The organism is Hymenobacter polaris (assembly GCF_012927305.1).
Lineage (GTDB): Bacteria > Bacteroidota > Bacteroidia > Cytophagales > Hymenobacteraceae > Hymenobacter > Hymenobacter polaris.
The window spans coordinates 1,039,023-1,059,785 of sequence record NZ_JABBGH010000002.1 but is presented as its reverse complement, the minus strand read 5'-3'; the positions used below and the strand labels follow the sequence as shown (position 1 = coordinate 1,059,785).

The window sequence follows — 20,763 nt, the reverse complement described above, 5'->3', positions numbered from 1 at the left end:
AGCAGATATGGAGTTTACGCATGGGCTATTCTGCCTGAGCATAGTAGCGCTGGGTGAAGCGCAGGAAGTCGCGGTAGGGCCCGTTGTTTTCGGTGCCCTTGCGCTGGATGAAATTGAACTTGCGCTCGAGGTACAAGCCTTTGATTTTCACAGCCGCCAGCTCGCCGCTGGCCAGCTCTTTGAGCACGGCCTGGCGGGGCAAGAAGGCCAGGCAGGTATTCTCCACCCGGATGAAGTTCTTGAGGGCCTCGGTGCCCCCTAGGCGCACGCGCACCGGCAGCTCGGCCAAGCCCAGGCCCTGGGCGGCTAGCGCCTCCTCCAGCACCGCCAGCGTGCCCGAGCCGGTTTCGCGCAGGGCCAGCGGCACGGTGCGCAAGTCGCTGACAGCCAGCTCGCGGCCGGCCAGCGGATTGGTGGCGGCGCATACCGGCACCACCACGTCGGTGAGCAGCGGGGTGTAGGTGACGTGGCTGACTTTGTGGATGCCCTCGACGATGCCCAGCTCGATTTCGTGCTCGAGCAGCGCGCGCAGTATGTTGTCGCTGTTGCGGTTTTTGAGGCTGAGCTGATGGCTGGGGTGCTGGCGCAGGTAGGCCGCCACCACCGGCGGCAGCACGTAGAGCGAGATGGTGGTGCTGGCCCCGATGAGCAGGTGCACGGCCGGCGCGAAGGCCGGGCTGAGGGCGCTCATTTCTTGGTGCAGCTCCTGCTGCAACTGCTTGGCTTGCAGCAGCTTTTCGTAGAGGCGCTGCCCGGCCGGCGTGAGGCGGATGCTACCCCCTAGGCGCTCGAAGAGGCCGGTTTTGTAGTGCTCCTCCAGCGCCCGCACCTGCTTGCTCACCGCCGACTGGCTGATGAACAGCGCCTGCCCGGCCTTGGTGAAGCTCAGGTGCTGGGCTACGGCCAAAAAAACCTCGTGCGGGTGCGAAAGCATAGAACGTACGGGCCTAGACTTTCACCCACCGGCCTTATTACTCATCAACCTCTTTCAGTGGAAAGTGTTGCCACTCCCAATAATTCAACAACTCACTTACTTGTGTGTCAGTCGTATCGTGGAAGTAGTGCACATGTGGAAAAGGCATAACCACTACTTCTTCCCGGTAGTGCAGCTTCCGTAGGCGATCGCTAAAGAGTTCGAGTGGCCCGTAAGCATAAATTAGGTTATGACGGTCATAAACAAGCGTAGCGCCATCGTCTGGGCTGCATATCCAGAGGTGATGCCGACCATCGGCTTCTAGCGGCTGCTTGAAATCCAGCAGAAAATTTACCAGCTCCTCACGTGTTTCCAGCCAAGGCGACTGGTATCGACCTGGCTGCTCGTTGCGCCGACCGATAACTAGCACATACAGGCAGTAAAACGGCGGAGTCAGTAGGTCGCATAGCTGTAGCAGTAGTCCTACGCCCTCAGTCGAAGCGCCAATAGTTAGACGCGTATAGTTGGGTGTTTCCTCGCGCATAAAGCGCAAACCGTAATCGTGGGCTGCTTCATGGTTTGACGCGTCGAGGTATAAAAATTTGGCGTACATAGACAGCTAAATATTCCAAGTTTAAAGGCGTGAAGGTATACGATTATGCTCGTTTTTGCCGCTACCTTTCATCCGTCTTTCACACCGGCTTATTTGCCTCTTTTCCATGCGCTCCCGCCGCTTTGTGCCGCTGCTTTTTGCCGCGCTGCTTGCAACGTTCTCCTGCTCGAAAACAACTCCCGCTGACCAAGCCAGCGCCGCCAACCCGGCCGCGGGCGAGGAAATTGACCCCAGCCAAAACCTGGTTTTCCGCTTCGACGAGCCGGTGGTGCGCGCCGACCAGGGCGGGCGCTGGGACACCACGCGCTACGTAAGTTTTGAGCCGGCTATGCCGGGCAAGTTCAAGTGGAGCGACGATGGGCGCGAGCTGATTTTCTCGCCCCTCGAGCCATTTCGGCCCAGCACCGTATTTACGGCGGCGCTGCGGCCGGCTACGCTGCCCAGCGGCAAGCAGCAAGTGGCGCTCAGCAAGCCGCGGTTTCACACGCCGTTTCTGGCCCTAGGGGGCGCACAGGTGTTTTACGGGCGCAGCAGCCGGGCCGCGGGCACCACCGAAATGCGCGCCAACCTGCTGTTCAACTACCCCGTGCGGCCGGCCGACCTGCGCCCGCGGCTGCGCGTGAGCCAGAACGGGCGGCCGGTGGCCTTCACCCTCACGGCCGCCGAGCCCGATAAAACCCTGGGGCTGACGCTAAACCAGGAAGTGCGGCCTGACGCGCCGCTGCACTTCGAGGTGGCGGCCGGGCTGAACGCGGTGGCCGGCCGCCAGCCCACCACCGAAGCGCTACAGGCCGAGGCCGAGGTGCCCGACCAGCAAACCCTGCAAGTACGCGAGCTAACCGGCCAGGTGCTCAACGGCCAGCCCTTCGTGACGCTGCTCACCAACCAGCCCGTGTCGGTGGCCGACGTGCAGCCGCTGCTGAAGGTGACGCCGGCCGTGCCCTTCGCGGTGGAGGCGCTGGAAAGCGGGCTGGCGCTGCGCGGCGGCTTCGAGGTGGGCAAGACCTACCAGGTGAGCCTCGACCCCGGTGCGCGCGGCGCCCTAGGGGGGCAACTGGTGGAAAAGTTCGAGCAGGCGGTGAGCTTCGGCGACAGCCAGCCCAGCATCGCTTTTGCCAGCCCCGACAAGGCCATGTACCTAGGGGCCAACGGCAACCGCAACCTGGGCTTGCGCCTCAACGCCGTGAGCAGCGTGAAGGTGACCGTGGCTAAGGTGTACGCCAGCAACATTCAGGAGCTGCTGCGCCAGGACAAGCAGTACGGCTACGACAGCGAGAGCGAGGACGGCGAAGATTATGGCGGCGGCGAAGACGACGAGTACGTGGACCGCAGCTACCGCTACTACGAACTGGCCAACCGGGGCGACGTGCTCTTTACCCGCACTTACGCCACCAGCGGGCTAACCAAGGAAAACGGCCTGCACCTGCTCAACCTCAGCCTCAAGGACTTGGAGTTTAGCGCGCCGCTCAAGGGCCTGTACGTGGTGCGGGTGCAGGACACCGAGCGCCAGTGGGTGCGCCAGGATAAGCTGGTGGCCCTCACCGACCTGGGGCTGATAGCGCGCCAGGACAACGGCGGCGGGGCGGTGGTATTTGTGAACAGCCTGCGCGGGGCGCGGCCGGTGAGCGGGGCCACCGTGCGCTTTATCAGCACCAACAACCAGCTGATGGGCACCGCCCTGAGCAACGGCCAGGGCGTGGCGCGCTTCGACTTCGACAGCCTGCGCGGCGGCCCGCTGCGCCTAGGGCTGGTAACGGCCACGCAGGGCGCCGACTTCTCGTTTCTGCCCCTGAGCAAGAGCCGCGTCGAAACCTCGCGCTTCGAGGTGGGCGGCCTGACGAGCAACGCGGCGCACTACCAGGCGTTTTTGTACGGCGACCGGGGCCTGTACCGGCCCGGCGACACCATCCACACCAACGTGGTGGTGCGCACCGACGACTGGCGCCTGCCCCCCCTAGGGCTGCCCCTGAAGGTGCGCCTGCTGCTGCCCACCGGCAAGGAATACGCCAGCCTGGGCGAAAAGCTGACGGCCACCGGCGCGGTGGAGTCGCGCTTCATTCTGCCCCCGTCGGTGATGACGGGCACCTACTCGCTGGAAGTGCTGACGGGCAACGATATCTTACTGGCTAGCAAGCCAGTGAGCGTGGAGGAGTTCATCCCCGACCGGCTGAAAGTGACCGTGACGGCCGCCCCGACCGTGGTGCGCTCGGGCGGCACCGTGACGGCCACTATCGCGGCCCAAAACCTGTTTGGCCCGCCGGCCGCCGGGCGCAAGTTCGAGGTGGAGTTTTCGCTGAAGGAGAAAGCCTTTACCGCCAAGCAGTACCCCGGCTACGACTTCACGATAAATACCGGCGAGCGGCCCCAGCGCAGCGAGTACGGCGAGGAAGTGGCGCCCACGGGCATCGCGGCGCGCTTCCAGAAGGAGGTGCGCGAGGGCGAAACCGACGCCGCCGGCCGCGGCACCGCCGCCTACCAGCTGCCCGACGTGCGCGACCTGGGCACCCTGGAGGGCGTGGCCTTCGCCACGGTGTTCGACGAAACCGGGCGGCCGGTGAACCGCCTGGCTTCCTTCGAGGTGCAAACTCAGGCCACGATGTTCGGCATCGAGCGGCTGCCCGAGCTGGTGAGCACCCGCCAGCCGCTGCCGGTGCGGCTGCTGGCCCTCACGCCGGCCGGGCGGCCCACCACGGCCCCGGCCCAGGTGCGGGTGGTGCGCCTGCTTTGGGAAACAGTGCTCGAGCGCCAGGGCGGCCGCTACGTGTACAACTCGCAGAAGCGCGAGCAAACCCTGAGCAGCCAGGTGCTGCAAGTGACGTCGGGCAACGGCTTCAACTTCACCCCCACCTACTCGGGCGAGTACGAGGTGCGGGTGAGCCGGCCGGGCGCCAGCAGCTACGTAGCCAGCCACTTCTACGCCTACGGCAGCGGCGACACGGCCGGCAACTCGTTTGAGGTGAACACCGAGGGCGAGGTGACCATCGAGGCCGACAAGCCCAAGTACGAGCCCGGCGAAACCGCCCAGCTGCTGCTCAAAACGCCCTTCGCGGGCCGGGTGCTGGTGACGGTGGAGCGCAACCACGTCTTCGACCACTTCTACGTGGATACCGACCAGAAATCGGCCCGCGTGCAGGTGCCCATCCGCGCCGGCCACGTGCCCAACGTGTACGTGACGGCCACTGCCATCCGGCCCATTACGGGCGATAACTCGCTGCCCCTGACCGTGGCTCGCGGCTTCGTGCCGCTGACGGTGGAGAAGCCTGGCACCCACCTGCCGCTAGTCGTGCAGGCCGCCGCGCTCAGCCGCTCGCAAACCTTCCAAACCATTGAGGTGCATACTGCTCCGAAAGCGCAGGTAACGCTGGCGGTGGTGGACGAGGGCATTTTGCAGCGCCAGAACTACCGCACGCCCGACCCCTACGGCTACTTCTACCAGAAGCGCGCCCTGGAGGTGAGCGCCTACGACCTCTACCCCGCGTTGCTGCCCGAGCTGGGCACCAGCAGCAGCGGGGGCGACGCCGCCGACCTGGCCCGCCGCACCACCCCCGTGCCCAGCCGCCGCGTGAAGTTGGTAGCCAAGTGGAGCGGCCTGCTCACGGCCGATGCCAGCGGCCTGGTGCGCTACCGGGTGCGGGTGCCCCAGTTCAGTGGCGCCCTGCGCGTAATGGCCGTGGCCTACAAAGACGACGCCTTCGCCTCGGCCGAGCACACTATGCGCGTGGCCGACCCGGTGGTTATCAGCACGGCGCTGCCGCGCTTTGCGAGTCCAGGCGATACGATTGACCTGCCGGTGACGCTGACGAATACGACGGGGAAAACCATACGTCCCACAGTGGACTTAGTGCTACCATTTGAAGCCAAAGACTCAAAGATTTTGGGCTTTTTAACTAGTAGTGCAGGGCATACAGAAAAGACTGACTACCTACCTATTCAAGAACCGCTTATATTAAAACCGAATAGCGAAGCCAAAGTGACTTTTCGAGTCTTTGGCCGCGGTGTCGGCAGTGCAACCATTGCTACGGCTGTTTACTACAAAGACGAGAAAGGTCAACAGGCCCATAGCGAGGAACGAATAGACCTCCCCATCCGCCCCGCCGCGCCCCTAGGCACGCGCACCGGCAGCGGCGAGGTAGCCGCCGGCAAGCCTGCCACGCTCGACTTGCGCAGCGATTTCCTGCCCAGCACCCTGCGCAGCCAACTGCTGCTGAGCCGCTCGCCGCTCGCGCAGTTTTCCAAAAACCTGAACTACCTGCTGCGCTACCCCTACGGCTGCCTCGAGCAAACCGTATCGACGGCGTTTCCGCAGCTGTACTTCGGCGACCTGGCGGCTACGTTGGCCCAGCAGGCGGGCACGGGGCCTAGGGTGCAGCGCTACAACCCCAACTACCACGTGCAGGAGGCCATTCGCAAAATCGAGAGCATGCAGCTCTACAACGGTAGCCTCAGCTACTGGCCGGGCGGCGACTACGACAACTGGTGGGCCACCGCCTACGCCGCCCACTTCCTGCTCGAAGCCAAGCAGGCGGGCTTCGCCGTCAACCAAAGCATTCTCGATAAAGTGCTGCGCTACTTGCAGTTCCGCCTCAAAAAGCGCGAAACCGAGAAGTACCAGTACGTCGACGCCAGCAATATTGCTCGCGAGCGCGTCATCGCCCCGCGCGAAATCAGCTACTCGCTCTACGTGCTGGCCCTGGCCGGCCGCCAGGATGCCGTGGCCCTCAACTACTACCGCGCCAACCGCCAGCTGCTCACGCCCGACGCGCGCTTCCTGCTGGCCTGCACCTACGGCCTAGGGGGCCAGCAACAGGCCTTCCGCCAAACGCTGCCCACCACCTTCACGCCCGACCTCAGCCGGCGTGAGCTTGGCGGCGCCTTCGCCTCGCCCATCCGCGATGAGGCGCTGGTGCTCAACGCCCTGCTCGAAGCCGACCCCACCAACCCGCAGGTGGCCGCGCTGGCCCGCCAGCTCAGCCGCCAGCTGCGCGACGCGCGCTACCTCAACACCCAGGAATCGGCCTGGGCCCTGCTGGCGCTGGGCAAGATTGCGCGCCGCGCCCAGGCCAGCACCGCCACGGCCACTATCTCAACCAGCGGTAAGACCCTAGGGCAGTTCACGGGCCAAGACCTGACGGTGAAGAACGTGGCCAACTATCAGCTGGTGCTGAAGGCGATGGGCAATGGCCCGCTCTATTACTACTGGCAGCTGGAGGGCGTGAGCGCCCGCGGCCAGGTGCTGGAGGAGGACAAATACCTGAAGGTGCGCCGCTACTTTGCCGACCGCAACGGTCGGCCGCTGGCCAGCGCCAACTTCAAGCAAAACGATTTGGTGCTGGTCGTCATCGCCCTGCAAAGCGCCGACGCGGCCGGCGAGGTCAAGAACGTGGCCATCACCGACTTGCTGCCCGCCGGCCTCGAAATCGAAAACCCGCGCCTAGGGGTGCAGCGCGACGTGGCCCTGCCTGGCCTGGCCACGCCCGACTACCTCGACGTACGCGACGACCGCCTCAATATCTTCACCACCGCCACGCCCCAGGTCAAGGTGTTTGCCTACCTGGCCCGCGCCGTCAGCAAGGGCACCTTTAAGCTCGGCCCCGTCAGCGCCGACGCCATGTACAACGCCGAGTACCACAGCTATAACGGCGCCGGCGTGGTGCGGGTGCGGTAGCGGGCAGCGGATAGAGTATAAAAGAACGTCATGCTGAGCTTGCCGAAGCATCTCTATCACGCCCCTAGGGTATCGTGCGGTAGAGATGCTTCGGCAAGCTCAGCATGACGTTCTTTTTGGTTGTAATTACTCGCTCCTACAGCCCCTCGGCCATCGTGCGCATCTGGATTTCGATGATGCGCGAGCCAGGCGATTGGGTGCAGGCCAGCAGCACGGCGCCGGCCACGTCTTCGGGCTCTAGCATGCCCGATTCGGCTACGCTGGTTTCGGTGCGGCCCCGGCCTAGGGCAAACTCGGTTTTGACGCCGCCGGGGCAGATGGCCCCCACCTTGATGCCGTGTGGGCGCAGCTCCTTATCGAGCGCCTGGGCAAAACCAACCTGCGCGAACTTGGTGGCGCAGTACACGGCCTCGCCCGCAAAGCCGTAGACGCCGGCCATGGAGGACAGCATAAGGATGGTGCCCGACCCTTGCTTGATGAGCACCGGCACGGCGTGGCGCGTGAAGAGAAACGTGGAGCGCATGTTGGTGTCCATCAGGTCGTCGTACTCGTCGGCGCTGGTGTCTACCAGGTTCTTGTAGTTGCCGGTGCCGGCGTTGTTAAGCAGGATATCGAGGCGGCCCGGCCCGTCGAGGGCGGCCTGCACGGCCTGCTGGGCGGTGGCCTCGTCGCGGGCATCGCCCACCACGATAAGGGGCCTAGGGGCGTGGGCGGCTAGCTCGTCGGCCAGCGAGTCGAGGCGCTCTTCACGGCGGGCGGTGAGGATAAGCTGGGCGCCTTCGGCAGCTAGGGCGCGGGCGCAGGCCGCGCCGATGCCAGCGCTGGCGCCGGTAATTAAAGCTACTTTGCCGGTGAGTTTACCTGCCATAATCTTGCGTGGGGGAAAAGGTGAGCCGAGAACTACCCAACTCGTGGAAGTGAGACAAGAACAAGTTGCGCGCGGGAGTGGCTGGGCCGCAGCGTTATTTTTTGGGTAGCCAGATGCGGTATTGGCCGCTGCAGTGCAGCAGGCTCATGAGGTGCAGCAAGCCATCGTAGTAGCGCTCGACCCAGATGTGCGGTACGGGGGCGCGCCACAGTTCCTCCACAAAATCGCGGGCCAGGGGCTGGTGGGTGGCAGCCAGGCTGGCCACGGCGTTGGTGGCCACTAGGCCGCCCGCGTGGCGCGGGTCGAGCAGCTGGCCGGCCAGGGTGTACTGGCAGCCGTAGCGGCCTAGGCCCTGCCCGGCAAAAAAGGCCTGGATGCGGTTGCTGAGCACCGGCTCCTGCGGCGCCCGGTGCCACCAGGCCCAGTCCACCGACCAGTTGCTGGCCGTGCGCCACGCGTCAAACGAGAACTTGGTGGCGTTCGGATTAAACGCGGCGGCGTGGGGCGTGCCGTCGAAGTTGGCGTAGTCGGGGGCCAGGCCAGTTTGCGGGTTGGCGGCCCGCTGGAAGAAGCGCCGGCTGCTATCGGCCGCCGCCGCCCAAAAGGCGCGGTCGGCCGCCGGGCCCCAGCGCGCCCACAGCTCGTAGAAGGCCGGCAGATGGTAGGAAGGGTCAGTAAACTGGCTGCCCTTCGCGTCGGGCACGAAGCGTATCTGGCGGGTCGGCTCGTCCACCATCGCCCCCACGCTGCGCACCCCGTAGCGAGTCGGCCCCGACTTGAGCGAGTGGTGGCGCATGGTGGTCAAGATGTTAGCGGCCCAGGCCTGGTAGTCGTAGATGCCCGCGCCGTTGCCCCAGCGGTGGGCCGCGAAGTAGAGCGCCATCGCGTAGTACTCCTCGCCATCGGGGGCGGGCGTCTCCGAATTGGGCGTGCCATCGGGCCGCAGCGACCAGCAGAAATACCCGGCCGAGGGGTGGGCGGGGTCGCGGACGTACATCTTGCTCACAGACCAGTTCCAGACGGCATCAAACTCGGCCTTTTTACCGAGTTGCACGGCAATCATCATCGCGTACGACATGCCCTCGCTGCGCACGTCGTGGTGCGGCAAATCGCTCACGTAGGCCAGCGGGCCGTTGGCATTGCGCCCGGCCCGGAAGTAGATGGCCTGCGTGCTATCGCCGTAGAAAAGTTGCTGAAAGGCGGCTTCTATCTTGGCGGCGCTGGCTTGCGGTGAGTGGCCGTTTTCCTGGAATAAGTCGCGGTACTGGCCGGTGGCGTAGGCCCCGGCCCCGTTGGAGGGCGCCCGCTGCGCCCGGCCGGGAGCGGCGAGCAGCAAGCAGGCACTAAGCAGCAACGGCAGCGGGAGGGCGGACAGCATAAGCGGGCGGGCGCATGAGGAAGCGGCGCGAAAGTAGGCAGCCCCCGGCACCGGAAACCTGCCGATAGCTGCGGGCCGCCGGCTGCCGGGCCATTGCCGCCGCCGGCCCGACCTTTGCCCCCACTCCTGCGCCCGATGCCCGACACCCTCATCTACCAAGCCTACGGCCCGCCCGGCATTCGCCACGAGGCCGCCTACAGCATCCTCTCGGCCTACGCGGCGGGCGGCGACACCCTGGGCGGCGCCCGCGTGGTGGTGTATACCGATGCGCCCGCCGAGTTTCGGGCGCTGCTGGGGGCGGTGCCCGAGGTAGCGTACCAGGAAGTTACGCCCGCCCAGTGGCAGCAGTGGCGCGGCAGCATCGACTTTGTGCACCGCGTCAAGATTGAGGTGCTGCGCCACGCCGCCGCGCACTACCCCGGCCGCCTGCTTTACCTCGACACCGACACCGTGTTTGAGCAAGCGCCAGCCGAGGTGTTTGGTTGGTTGGCCGCCGGCTCCCGCCTCATGCACGCCGCCGAGGGCACCCTAGGGCACGGCAGCTACCTCAACCGCAAAATCGGCCGCTACCTGCGCCGCCACCGCTTCGCGAGCCAGTGCGGCGGCCCGGCCCTCGGCCCCGCCACGCCCATGTACAACGCCGGCGTGCTAGGCCTGCACCCCGCTGATAGCCCCCTGCTCGACCAGGTGCTGTGCCTCACCGACGAGCTGCACCGCTTCTACCCCAAGCATGTGATGGAGCAGCTGGCTTTCAGCGCCGTGCTGAGCGCCGCCGGCCCCGTGCGCGAGGCCACGCCGGGCATCTTCCACTACTGGAACCTCAAGGAAGCTCGGCCGCTGCTGGCCGCCTTCTTCGCTCGCCACGCCGGGCAGCCGCTGCCCGCTCTGCTGCCCCACCTGGCCGAAGTACCCCTGCGCCAGCTGTCCGAAAGCAAGCTGCAATTTGAAAGCCGGCCGGGCTGGCAGCGGGCCGTGCTGCGCTGGCTGGGCCGCGAGTGGCGCGTGCCGGCCTAGGGCCTTTTTTACCGTAAATGGGCCTAGGACCAACGCAGGCAGCCACGCTACTTTTGGCTATGCGCACGCAGCGGCAAAAACGGCTTTTTCACTGGCTAGGCGGGCTGCTGGCGCTCACCGGCGCGCTGCTGCTGCTCGACTGGCTGCTGCCGCTGCCACCCGCGCCGCAGTACTCGCCCCTGGTGCTGGCCCAGGACGGCTCGGCCCTGCACGCTTACCTGAACCCGACGCAGAAGTGGCGCCTCAAAACCGAGTTGGCCGAGATTACGCCCGCGCTGCAAACGGCCATCATCGAGAAGGAGGACCGGTATTTTCGCTACCACCCGGGGGTGAACCCGCTGGCCGTGGTGCAGGCGGCCGGGCGCAACCTGCTGGGCCGGGGCCGCACTACCGGGGCCAGCACCATTACCATGCAGGTAGCGCGCCTACTGGAGCCCAAAAGCCGCACCTGGCCCCACAAGCTGTTCGAAATGGCCCGCGCCGTGCAGCTGGAGGCGCACTACAGCAAGGCCGAGATTTTGCAGCTCTACCTCAACCTGGTGCCCTACGGCTCCAACATTGAGGGCGTGAAGTCGGCGGCGCTGCTTTACTTCCAGCAGCCGCCCGACTACCTCTCGCTGGCTCAAACCGTGACGCTGGCCATCATTCCGAACCGGCCGGGCGGGCTGGTGCTGGGGCGCGACAACGCGGCCATCGTGCGCGAGCGCAACCGCTGGCTGCGCTACTTCGGGCAGCACTACCTGTTCCCGGCCCAGGACGTGGCCGACGCGCTGGCCGAGCCGCTCGACGCCCACCGCCACCCCGCCCCCACCCTGGCCCCGCACCTGGCCCGGCGACTGGTGCTGGCCCACCCTGGCCAGGCGCTCATTCGCAGCACCTTGCGGCCCGCCAGCCAGGCCCGCGCCGAAGACCTGGCCCGCAACTACGTGCGCCGGCTGGCTACCCTAGGCATCACGCAGGCGGCCGTGCTGGTGGTGCGCAACCGCACCCGCGCCGTGGAGGCCTACGTGGGCTCGGCCGACTTTGCCGACGCCGGGGCCCTAGGGCAGGTAGATGGCGTGCGGGCCGTGCGCTCGCCGGGCTCCACGCTCAAGCCGCTGCTCTACGGCCTGGCCTTCGACCGCGGCCTGGCCACGCCCAAAACCGTGCTGCCCGACGTGCCGGCCAATTTCCAGGGCTTCCGGCCCGAGAACTTCGACAAGCGCTGCCAGGGCCAGGTAACCGCCGAGCGCGCCCTCACCTACTCGCTCAATATCCCGGCCGTACGGCTGCTTTCGGAGGTAGGCGTGGACAATTTCACGGCTACCCTACGTCAGGCGCACTTTCGGCAAGTCGCCCACGATGCGCCCCGCCTGGGCCTCAGCACCATCCTAGGGGGCTGCGGCGCTACTCTGGAGGAGCTAACCGGCCTCTACGCCGCCCTGGCCGACGGGGGGCGGTATCGGGAGTTGAAAGTGGTTTCGCCCTCCGCGGGGGACCTCACCCCCGGCCCCTCCCCTCCGGGAGAGGGGAGCCACGGCAGCGCTGTCGTAAACAAACGTCCGGCTCCCCTCTCCCGGAGAGGAGGGGCCGGGGGTGGGGTTGCCCGCAGAGGGCGAGTCTTGCTTTCTGAAGGCGCGGCCTTTCTCATCACCGATATCCTGGCGCAGCGCACGCGGCCCGACTTGCCGCTCGACGCGGCGGCCACCCGCCACCTGCCGCGCATTGCCTGGAAAACCGGTACCAGCTACGGCCGCCGCGACGCCTGGAGCATCGGCTACAACCAGGAGTATACCATTGGGGTGTGGCTGGGCAACTTCGACGGGCGCGGCAGCCCCGCCCTCACCGGGGCCGACGTGGCCTCACCGCTGCTGTTTGCCTTGTTCAATACCTTGAGCTACAACACCCCCGCTACCTGGTACGCGCCGCCGGCCAGCGTCGATTTTCGGTTGGTCTGCGCTGCCACTGGCCAGGTGCCCGGCGCCCACTGCCCCGACCAGCTCCTCGATTACTACCTGCTGGGCGCCAGCGGGGGGCAGCGCTGCCAGCACCAACAGGAGGTGCTGGTGTCGGCCGACGGGGCCATGTGCTACTGCCGGGCCTGCGTGCCGGCCACCGGCTTTCGGCGCGCCCTCTACCCTAGGCTGCCGCCCGAGGTGCTGGCCTTCCGCGAAAGCCAGGGCTTGCCCACCCGCCGCCTGCCGCCCCACAACCCCGCCTGCCGCCTGGTGCAAGCCAGCGCCACTGAGGCTGGGGCCGGGGCCGCCCCGGCGCTGGCCATTACCTCGCCCGCGGCCCACGCCGAGTACGTGCTAAGCGCGGGCGAGCCCCAGCGCCTGCTGCTGAGCTGCGCCGCCCCGGCCGAGGTGCGCCAGGTGTATTGGTACGTCAACGACCGGTTTGTGCAGGCGGCGCCGGCCGCTGGACGGGTGTTTTTCCGGCCGCCGCTGGGCGAGGTCAAAATCTCGTGCGCCGATGACCACGGCCGCAACGTGGACGTGCGCGTGCTGGTGCGCCAGCAGTAGCCTGACGCGGGCCCTAGGGCGGGGCGGTTCGGCGAGGCCTTCGGCAAAAAGAATGAGCTAATTTGCTTGCAGTTAGCTTACTACTAAGGTAAATTGTCGCGCTCTTGGTCAAACCTCGCGCCGAGCAGCTTCGTACCTGGCACAGTGCTTGTAAACGCCATTACACCGGGGCTTCTCTTTCACCTTCCTTATCTTTTTTTCGTATGAAACGCATTAGCTGGCTGCTACTCATCCCGGCCTTCCTACTGACTCTTTTTGCTTCTTCGGAAGCGCAGGCTCAGGCCCGCAAAGGCTGGAGCCCCCAGGCCAAAGGTGCCGTTATTGGCGGCGCGGCCGGCATTTTGGGCGGCGCCCTCATCAACGGGCGCAACCGTAAAGTAGGCGCCCTGATTGGCGGGGCGGGCGGAGCCGCTGCCGGCTACGGCGTGGGGGCCATTATCAATAGCAAGAAGAAAAAAGCCGCCGCAGCCGCGGCCGAGCGCGCCGCCGCCAACGAGCGCATTGCCGAGGCCAACGCCCGCGCCGCTGCCGCCGAGCGCAACGCCGTAGCCGCCCGCCAGGCCGCCGAAACCCGCGCCGCTGAAGCGCGCCCCACCACTAGCTTTGGCGCCGCCAGCCCGGCCCGCACCGCTGCCGCCGTGGCCACTACGGCCGCCGCCACCACCGCCCTGGTAGCCGCCAATACTGAGCCCACCGTGGCCGATGGCTACCTGCCTAACCCCCAATACGGGGTAGCCGGCACCGCTTATCCCAACTCCAAAGTGCTCCGCAAAAGCTGGTAAGCGGTTAGTGACTAACTACTAGTGACTAGTGTTTGATAAACTGGTCATTAGTCACTAGTAGTTAGTCATTCATCACTAATAACTCTCCTCCTACACCAAAACCCTTCGTATGAAAGCTTACCTGCCTATTGTGTGCGTAGCCGCCCTGCTGGCTTCGTGCTCCGGCAAAAACAACGAGGCAGCTACTACTGCGCCTGCCACTGGCACGACTGCCCCTGCCGGCACGACGGCCGACGTAGCCAGCCTCGACCAGCAGTTTATCAGCGCCTGGAACAGCAAGGACGCTGCTAAAGTAGCCTCGATGCTGGGCGACGATGTGCAGTTTTTGCAGGGCGAAACCCACTTCAGCGGCAAAGGCGACGTGACCAATAAATGGGTGACGCCTACCATCAACACCATTTCCAACCTCAAAACCAACACCGTTAGCAGCAGCAACAGCGACGCGCTGGCTTACGAGGCGGGCACCTTCTCGGTCGATGTGCTGCCCAGCGGTACCGAGCGCACGACCGGCGAAGGCCAGGGCAACTACGTCTTCATTTGGAAGAAAGCCAGCGACGGCACCTGGAAGCTCAGCCTGGCCCAGCTCGAAGACCTGCCAGTGCAGACGAAGTAGTTTTTGCCGCGTTAAGAAAAAGCCGCCTTTTCGTAATCGAAAGGGCGGCTTTTTTGGCGGCTAGCACCACTTACTTCAACTTAACCACCAATACTTTAGTATACTTGCCTAGGCCAGCGCACGGTGCCTGGAACTAGTCCTTTTTCTTATGAAGCTGCTGCTCCTTTGTGGTATTCTGCTGGCCGCGCCAGCCATGGCCAGCGTACCGGCCCCCGCGCCAATCCACGCGCCAACGCCGAAGCAAGTGGTGGTTTATTTTAACCGCAAGACTACGTTTACGCAGCTAGCTACTATCAAGCAAGATGTATTAAAAGACGGCCTTATCTTGGAATACGACCGGCTGGAATTTGATAAAGAAGGATACCTGACCAAAATCAGCTTCCACGTGGATTGCGAAGGCTACACCTGGGGCAGCGCCACTGACGATGAGTTGACCAATGACTACTCCTTTGGTTTTGTGCGAGACTTCACCCCTGGCGCCAAAGCGACCTTTCGAATAGGCAATTTGAAGTAGTTAGTACCTGCTACCTGGAAAGCTAAAGGGCCGCTGCAAAGACTTGCAGCGGCCTTTTGCATATTGGTAGGGCCTAAGCTTCCTGCGGGTACTCGTCGCCGGCGAAGACGGGCGCTATGTCTTGTTCTTCTTCCTCGGTGAAAAGGCGCGAGCGAATGAGGAAGCGCACCCCTAGGGGTATTTCGAGCGAGAAGCTGGCGCCGCGGCCCTTCACCACATCCACCGTCAGCTGGGTGTGCTGCCAGTAGGCAAACTGCGCGGCCGTCATGAAGAAGTCGCAGCCGTGGATGCAACCTAGCCACACGTCGTTGGCGCCCACCCGAAACTCGCCCTTGGCGAAGCACATGGGCGAGGAGCCGTCGCAGCAGCCGCCGCTTTGGTGAAACATGAGCGGGCCGTGCTCGTCGCGCAGCAGGTCGATGGTAGCCTCGGCGGCTTGGGTAGCGAGAACGCGGGGGGTGGGCATGAGCAGAAGTTGTTATTTGCCGGGACTAAGCAGGCGCGGCGTGGCTGTGGGCGCGGGGCGCCGGCGGTAGGTGTAGGTGGCGCCGGTAGCCTGCTGGTACACTGTAACGAGGCTATCGGGCGCGGCGCTGTTGCTGCCGGGCCGGGCTTTCCACTCGTAGCCCAGCTTGCGCGCGGCATCCCAGTAGTGGTAGCTGCCGTTCATGCCGAGTAAGCTTTTCTTACCCAAGGCGTTGGGCATGGCCGCCCGGTTGCCGCGGTTGGGGTCGGCAATGGGCATGCGGTCGCGCCCGGCGGGCAGGGTATCGGGCCGGCTGGGGCGGAAGCCGAGCTTGGTATCAGTTTGCTCCCAGTCGGGGTTGCGGGTGTTGGGCACGGGCAGCAGTTGGGCGCGGGCGGCAGGAGTGGCCAGCAGCGCGAGGCCTAGGAGTAGCAGCTTCATGGCAACGGCGTAGTTGGTAAGTAATTAAAAGAGGCCTCGCCGGCTACTTGGGTTGCACTATGCCTAGGGGTACTCTAATTTAGAAAGACGGTCATGCTGAGCTTGCCGAAGCATCTCTACCACGCCGCCTCGCATCGTTCAACAACGCGGTAGAGATGCTTCGGCAAGCTCAGCATGACCGTCTTTCATCTTTTATGAGCCCTTGTGTTTACGGCCTAAAAGAACCCTAGGGGCTTCTCGCTGTAGGAAATCAGCATGTTCTTGTTCTGGCGGTAGTGGGCCAGCATCATCTTGTGGTTTTCGCGGCCGAAGCCCGACGACTTGTAGCCGCCGAAGGGCGCGCCGGCCGGGTAGTCGTGGTAGCAGTTCACCCACACGCGGCCGGCCTGAATAGCGCGCGGCACCTCGTAGAGCTCGTGCGCGTCGCGCGTCCACACGCCGGCGCCCAGGCCGTAGAGCGTGTCGTTGGCCAGCTCGATGGCCTCTGCGGTGGTGCGGAAGGTGGTGACCGACACCACCGGGCCGAAGATTTCCTCCTGGAAGATGCGCATCTTGTTGTGGCCCCGGAACACGGTGGGCTGGATGTAGTAGCCCTCGGCCAGCTCGCCGTCGGTTTGGGCGTAGGCCTCGCCGCCGGTGAGCACTTCGGCGCCCTCGGCCTTGCCGATTTCCAGGTAGCTCAGGATTTTCTCGAACTGGTCGTTGCTGGCCTGCGCGCCCATCATCGTGTTCATATCCAGCGGATTGCCGAGCTTAATGGCTTTCACGCGCTCGATGACGCGGGCCATAAACTCGTCGTAGATGTCCTCGTGCACCAGCATGCGCGAGGGGCAGGTGCAGATTTCGCCCTGGTTGAGGGCAAACATCACCGCGCCCTCAATGGCCTTGTCGAGGAAATCATCGTCGTGCGCCATCACGCTGGCAAAGAACACGTTGGGCGACTTGCCCCCCAGCTCCATCGTGACGGGGATGAGGTTTTCGGCGGCGTACTGCATGATGAGGCGCCCCGTGGTGGTTTCGCCCGTGAAGCTGGCCTTCTGGATGCGCGGCGACGAGGCCAGCGGCTTGCCCGCCTCCAGCCCGAAGCCGTTGACCACGTTCACCACGCCGGCCGGGATGAGGTCGCCAATTAGCTCCATCAGCACCATGATGCTGGCGGGCGTTTGCTCGGCGGGCTTCATTACCACGCAGCAGCCGGCGGCCAGGGCGGGCGCCAGCTTCCAGGTGGCCATCAGCAGTGGGAAGTTCCAGGGGATAATCTGGCCCACCACCCCTAGGGGCTCCTGAATGTTCAGCGACAAAGTGGTGCTGTTCAGCTCGGTGGCGCTGCCTTCCTCGGCCCGGATAACGCTGGCGAAGTAGCGGAAGTGGTCCACCACGAGCGGCATGTCGGCGTAGGTGGTTTCGCGGATGGGCTTGCCGTTTTCCACGCACTCGACGGCCGCCAGGTAGGGCAGGTTTTCCTCGATGCGGTTGGCAATTTTGTTCAGCATGTTGCTGCGCTCGGTGGCCGAGGTCTTGCCGTAGGTTTTGAAGGCCTCGTGCGCCGCGTCGAGCGCCAGCTCGATGTCTTCCTTGGTCGAGCGGGCCACTTTGGTGAAGTTCTTGCCGTCGATGGGCGACGGGTTGTCGAAGTACTGGCCTTTCACCGGGGCCACCCACTTGCCACCGATGTAGTTGTCGTAGTGCGTTTTAAATTGGGGGCGGGCCACCACGGAGGTAGGCGCTTCGAGGGTTTCAGCCATGGCGAAGTGGGAATTGAAAAAAGGGTTAGGGAACGCCGCAAAGGTTGGCCCAGGCCCTAGGGTACCGGTTGTGGTATTGTCGCAAAAAATACCGAAATTGCCTCAACTTCGTTAGTAAGTAGTCACTTACTTAGATTATCAATTCCAAACAGGCGGTCATGCTGAGCGAAGTCGAAGCATCTCTACCACACCGTTTGAATCGTTCAACGAAGCGTTAGAGATGCTTCGGCTTTGCTCAGCATGACCGCCTGTTTGCCCGTATTGTCCCCTTAGGCGCTCCGCTCACTTCCTCTCCCAACCCATGCTTCCCACCCGCGTTCACCTGCCCGCCGCCACGCCCACGCTCGCGCCCGAGCGGCTGCACTCGCTGGTGGAAAACCGCACGGTCTTCGCCCTGGAAGCCTTTGAATTAAACATCTTCGAGACGCACCAAGCGGCCCACCGTGTGCCGCTGCGCCTCGACGGCCTGGCCCTCACCACCATGCTGCGGGGCAAGAAGGTGATGCACCTGCCCGGCCGCCCGGCCTTCGACTACCTACCCGGCGAGTCGGTAGTGGTGGGTGAGGATGAGCTGATGGAAATCGACTTCCCAGAGGCGCACCTGGGGCAGCCCACGCAGTGCCTGGCCGTGGCCATCGCACCCGACAGCATCCGCCAAACGGTGGATTTATTGAATGAAAAGTACCCATTAGCCGAGCCCCACCAGCCCTGGCAGGTAGCCGGCCCCGAGTTTGCGCACCTCACCAACACCCCCGAGCTAACCGATACCCTAGGGCGCCTGGTGGCCACCGCCCGCGCCACCGACGCGGCCAAGGATGTGTTGGCCGGCTTTACGCTGCAAGAGCTGCTGGTGCGCCTCATGCAAACCCAGGCCCGCCAGCTCATCTTCCACGACTACGCCCGGCACCTTACCACGCACCGCTTCGCGGCCGTGGTGCAGCACATCAAGCAGCACCTCACCGCGCCGCTGCCCATCGAGAAGCTGAGCGCCCTGGCGTGCATGAGCAAAGCCACCTTCTTCCGCCTCTTCAAGCGCGAGCTGGGTTTGACGCCGGTTGAGTACATCGTGCACGAGCGCCTGGCCGAGGCCAAGCGCCTGCTGCGCCAGCCCGCCATCAGCGTGGCCGACGCCTGCCTGCGCGCCGGCTTCAACAACCTCTCCTACTTCCAGGCGCTCTTCAAAAAGCACGAGGGCCTGACGCCAGGCGCCTACAAAAAGCAGTGCCAGTAGCGGCGAAAGGCGAATAGAATCCATAAATAAGGCTGTCATGCTGAGCTTGCCGAAGCATCTCTACCGAACGATACGGCGCGCGAGAGATGCTTCGGCAAGCTCAGCATGACCGCCTGTTTAGTTCTGCTTACCCGTTTTATCCACCTTACCCGTCGTAGCTCACCCCCAGCACCTCCACTTCCTCCCGCTTGCCCCCTAGGGGCAGCGCCACCACCTGCCCCGACCGCGCGCCGATGAGCACCCGCGCCAGCGGCGCCACGAAGCCGATTTTACCCGCCGCTACGTCGGCTTCATCTACGCCCACGAGGGTGAACACCCGCTCGGCGCCGCCCTGGCCGCGCAAGCGCACGGTGGCCCCGAAGCGCACTTCGCCGGGTGGCTGGGTGGTGGGGTCGACGAGGCGGGCGCTGGCCAGGCGCTCGGCCAGCAGGGCCAGGCGGCCGTTAAGCAGCGAGAGGCGGAAGGTGCGGTCGGTGTCGTTGGCGCGGTCGGCCTCGGCGGCGGCGCGCTCGGCTTCGAGCAGCACCAGCTCCTGGCGCAGCTGCTCGAGGCCGGTGGGCGTCACGTAGTTGGGCGTGCCGGGCGGCAGGGCGGCGCGGGGCGGCACCAGGGGCGGCGTTTGGGCGTCGTCTTCTTTTACAAAACCGCGGCTCATTGGTACGTGCGTAAATGGGTAAATAAGCAGGTGTACGGAAATCGGCCGCGCACCGCGCCCTCTGCGCAAACACTGCTCCCTCTGCGGGCAACGGCGTCAGGGTGAAAACCACCCTAGGGGCAACCTTCGCGCCGAGCCAGCAGTTTGAGAAGGCACTATGCCGAATACGTTACTCGCTACCCCTGCCCCACCCACCACCCGCCTCTCCGGCGGCCTGGTGTGGCTGCTGGCCCTCGCCTGCGGGCTGGTGGTAGCCAATATCTACTATAACCAGCCGCTGCTGGCCGCCATCGGGCGCAGCTTCGGCGTGAGCGACAGCCGGGCCAGCCTCGTGGCCACGGCTACCCAAGTGGGCTACACGCTGGGGATGCTGCTGCTGGTACCCCTGGGGGATAAACTGGAGCGTAAGCGCTTCATTTTGTGGTTGCTGGGCGGGGCAGCGGCCTGCCTGGCGGGGGCGGCGCTGGCGCCTACTTTCTGGGTGCTGGCAGGGGCTAGCGTGCTTATTGGGCTGTGCTCGGCGGTGCCGCAGCTGCTGCTGCCCATGGCCGCCCACCTGGCCCCCGAGGCCGACCGGGGCCGCATCGTGGGCCGCATTATGAGCGGGCTGCTGCTGGGCATCTTGCTGTCGCGCACCGTCAGCGGCTTCGTGGCGGCGCATTTGGGCGGCTGGCGCACGGTGTTTGGCGGCGCGGCGGGCCTCATGCTGGCCCTAGGGGCGCTGCTGGCCTGGCAGCTGCCGCGCAGCTATCCCAGCTTCCGGGGCAGCTACCGCGAGCTGATGGGCTCGCTGCTGACCTTAGGGCGCGAGCTGCCCGACTTGCGGCGCTCGGCGCTGGTGGGCGCCAGCGTGTTTGCCAGCTTTAGCGTGTTCTGGACCACCCTGGTTTTTTACCTCGAAAGCCCCACCTACCACTACGGCGCCGATGTGGCCGGCCTCTTTGGCCTAGTGGGCGCCGCCGGGGCCCTGGCCGCCTCGCTGGCCGGCCGGGCCGCCGACGAGCGCGGCCCGCGCTTCGCCATCCTGATGGGCGTGGCCCTGGCCCTGGCTGGCTACCTGGTGCTGGGCCTAGGAGGCGGCTGGCTCGTGGGCCTCGTCATTGGCGTGCTGCTGCTCGACGTGGGCGTGCAGGCGGCCCATATCTCCAACCAGACGCTGGTGTTTTCGCTGCGCCCCGAGGCCCGCAGTCGCCTCAACACGGTGTACATGACGGGCTACTTCACGGGTGGCTCCCTAGGGTCGGTTGTCGGCGGCTGGGCCTGGATGCACTACGGCTGGCCGGGCGTGTGCGTAGCCGGCGGCAGCTTCGTGCTGCTGGCGCTGGCGGTGCATTTGGGGTATCGGCGCAGCGATACATAGC

General features: G+C 65.1%; 16 protein-coding genes. 8 read left to right on the top strand and 8 right to left on the bottom strand.

Features of this window, described 5'->3' with window-relative positions:
- Positions 1-25: 25 nt before the first annotated feature.
- Together HHL22_RS14715 and HHL22_RS14710 are read right to left on the bottom strand one after the other, a co-directional pair.
- On the bottom strand, positions 26-934 hold the full coding sequence (locus HHL22_RS14715; protein ID WP_169532102.1) for a LysR family transcriptional regulator: 909 nt from the start codon (positions 932-934) through the stop codon (positions 26-28).
- A 37-nt stretch (positions 935-971) separates the two neighbouring features.
- Positions 972-1,526 (bottom strand): hypothetical protein, encoded by a 555-nt coding sequence (locus tag HHL22_RS14710; RefSeq protein WP_169532101.1) that lies wholly within the window; start codon positions 1,524-1,526, stop codon positions 972-974.
- Between the two features lie 106 nt (positions 1,527-1,632).
- Between HHL22_RS14710 and HHL22_RS14705 the strand changes: the two genes are divergently transcribed.
- Positions 1,633-7,191, top strand: coding sequence for an alpha-2-macroglobulin family protein (locus HHL22_RS14705; RefSeq protein ID WP_169532100.1), 5,559 nt, complete (start codon positions 1,633-1,635; stop codon positions 7,189-7,191).
- 136 nt (positions 7,192-7,327) lie between these two features.
- Here HHL22_RS14705 and HHL22_RS14700 read toward each other — a convergent pair whose 3' ends face one another.
- Positions 7,328-8,059 carry an SDR family oxidoreductase gene (locus tag HHL22_RS14700; protein WP_169532099.1) on the bottom strand — a complete coding sequence of 244 codons (732 nt, stop codon included), beginning with the start codon at positions 8,057-8,059 and terminating at the stop codon, positions 7,328-7,330.
- Between the two features lie 94 nt (positions 8,060-8,153).
- On the bottom strand, positions 8,154-9,437 hold the full coding sequence (locus HHL22_RS14695; RefSeq protein ID WP_169532098.1) for a glycosyl hydrolase family 8: 1,284 nt from the start codon (positions 9,435-9,437) through the stop codon (positions 8,154-8,156).
- Between the two features lie 135 nt (positions 9,438-9,572).
- Here HHL22_RS14695 and HHL22_RS14690 point away from each other — a divergent pair, with 135 nt between their 5' ends.
- From HHL22_RS14690 to HHL22_RS14670, 5 genes are all read left to right on the top strand, one after another.
- Positions 9,573-10,451, top strand: a complete 879-nt coding sequence (locus HHL22_RS14690) for a hypothetical protein (RefSeq protein ID WP_169532097.1) — start codon at positions 9,573-9,575, stop codon at positions 10,449-10,451.
- Positions 10,452-10,510: 59 nt separating this feature from the next.
- Complete coding sequence (pbpC, locus tag HHL22_RS14685; RefSeq protein ID WP_169532096.1) at positions 10,511-12,955, top strand: penicillin-binding protein 1C; 2,445 nt, start codon at positions 10,511-10,513, stop codon at positions 12,953-12,955.
- A 203-nt stretch (positions 12,956-13,158) separates the two neighbouring features.
- A complete protein-coding gene (locus tag HHL22_RS23745) occupies positions 13,159-13,737 on the top strand; it encodes a hypothetical protein (RefSeq protein WP_206680726.1) in 579 nt (192 codons plus the stop codon).
- 109 nt (positions 13,738-13,846) lie between these two features.
- Positions 13,847-14,350, top strand: coding sequence for a YybH family protein (locus HHL22_RS14675; protein WP_169532095.1), 504 nt, complete (start codon positions 13,847-13,849; stop codon positions 14,348-14,350).
- Between the two features lie 148 nt (positions 14,351-14,498).
- The gene (locus tag HHL22_RS14670; protein WP_169532094.1) at positions 14,499-14,864 is read left to right on the top strand and encodes a hypothetical protein; all 366 of its coding nucleotides are present in this window, start codon (positions 14,499-14,501) and stop codon (positions 14,862-14,864) included.
- Positions 14,865-14,937: 73 nt separating this feature from the next.
- On the opposite strand, the gene HHL22_RS14665 is transcribed toward HHL22_RS14670, so the two are convergent.
- The 3 genes from HHL22_RS14665 to HHL22_RS14655 all read right to left on the bottom strand — a co-directional run bounded on the left by HHL22_RS14665 (position 14,938) and on the right by HHL22_RS14655 (position 17,516).
- Positions 14,938-15,330 carry a DUF779 domain-containing protein gene (locus HHL22_RS14665; protein ID WP_169532093.1) on the bottom strand — a complete coding sequence of 131 codons (393 nt, stop codon included), beginning with the start codon at positions 15,328-15,330 and terminating at the stop codon, positions 14,938-14,940.
- Between the two features lie 12 nt (positions 15,331-15,342).
- Positions 15,343-15,771, bottom strand: coding sequence for a hypothetical protein (locus tag HHL22_RS14660; RefSeq protein WP_169532092.1), 429 nt, complete (start codon positions 15,769-15,771; stop codon positions 15,343-15,345).
- A gap of 215 nt (positions 15,772-15,986) precedes the next feature.
- Entirely contained in the window at positions 15,987-17,516 is a 1,530-nt protein-coding gene (locus tag HHL22_RS14655; protein WP_169532091.1) for an aldehyde dehydrogenase family protein, read from the bottom strand.
- A gap of 301 nt (positions 17,517-17,817) precedes the next feature.
- On the opposite strand from HHL22_RS14655, the gene HHL22_RS14650 reads away from it, so the two are divergent.
- A complete protein-coding gene (locus HHL22_RS14650; protein ID WP_169532090.1) occupies positions 17,818-18,747 on the top strand; it encodes an AraC family transcriptional regulator in 930 nt (309 codons plus the stop codon).
- Between the two features lie 145 nt (positions 18,748-18,892).
- On the opposite strand, the gene HHL22_RS14645 is transcribed toward HHL22_RS14650, so the two are convergent.
- Positions 18,893-19,402 carry a GreA/GreB family elongation factor gene (locus tag HHL22_RS14645; protein WP_169532089.1) on the bottom strand — a complete coding sequence of 170 codons (510 nt, stop codon included), beginning with the start codon at positions 19,400-19,402 and terminating at the stop codon, positions 18,893-18,895.
- 157 nt (positions 19,403-19,559) lie between these two features.
- Here HHL22_RS14645 and HHL22_RS14640 point away from each other — a divergent pair, with 157 nt between their 5' ends.
- Complete coding sequence (locus HHL22_RS14640) at positions 19,560-20,762, top strand: MFS transporter (protein WP_169532088.1); 1,203 nt, start codon at positions 19,560-19,562, stop codon at positions 20,760-20,762.
- Position 20,763: the final 1 nt, after the last annotated feature.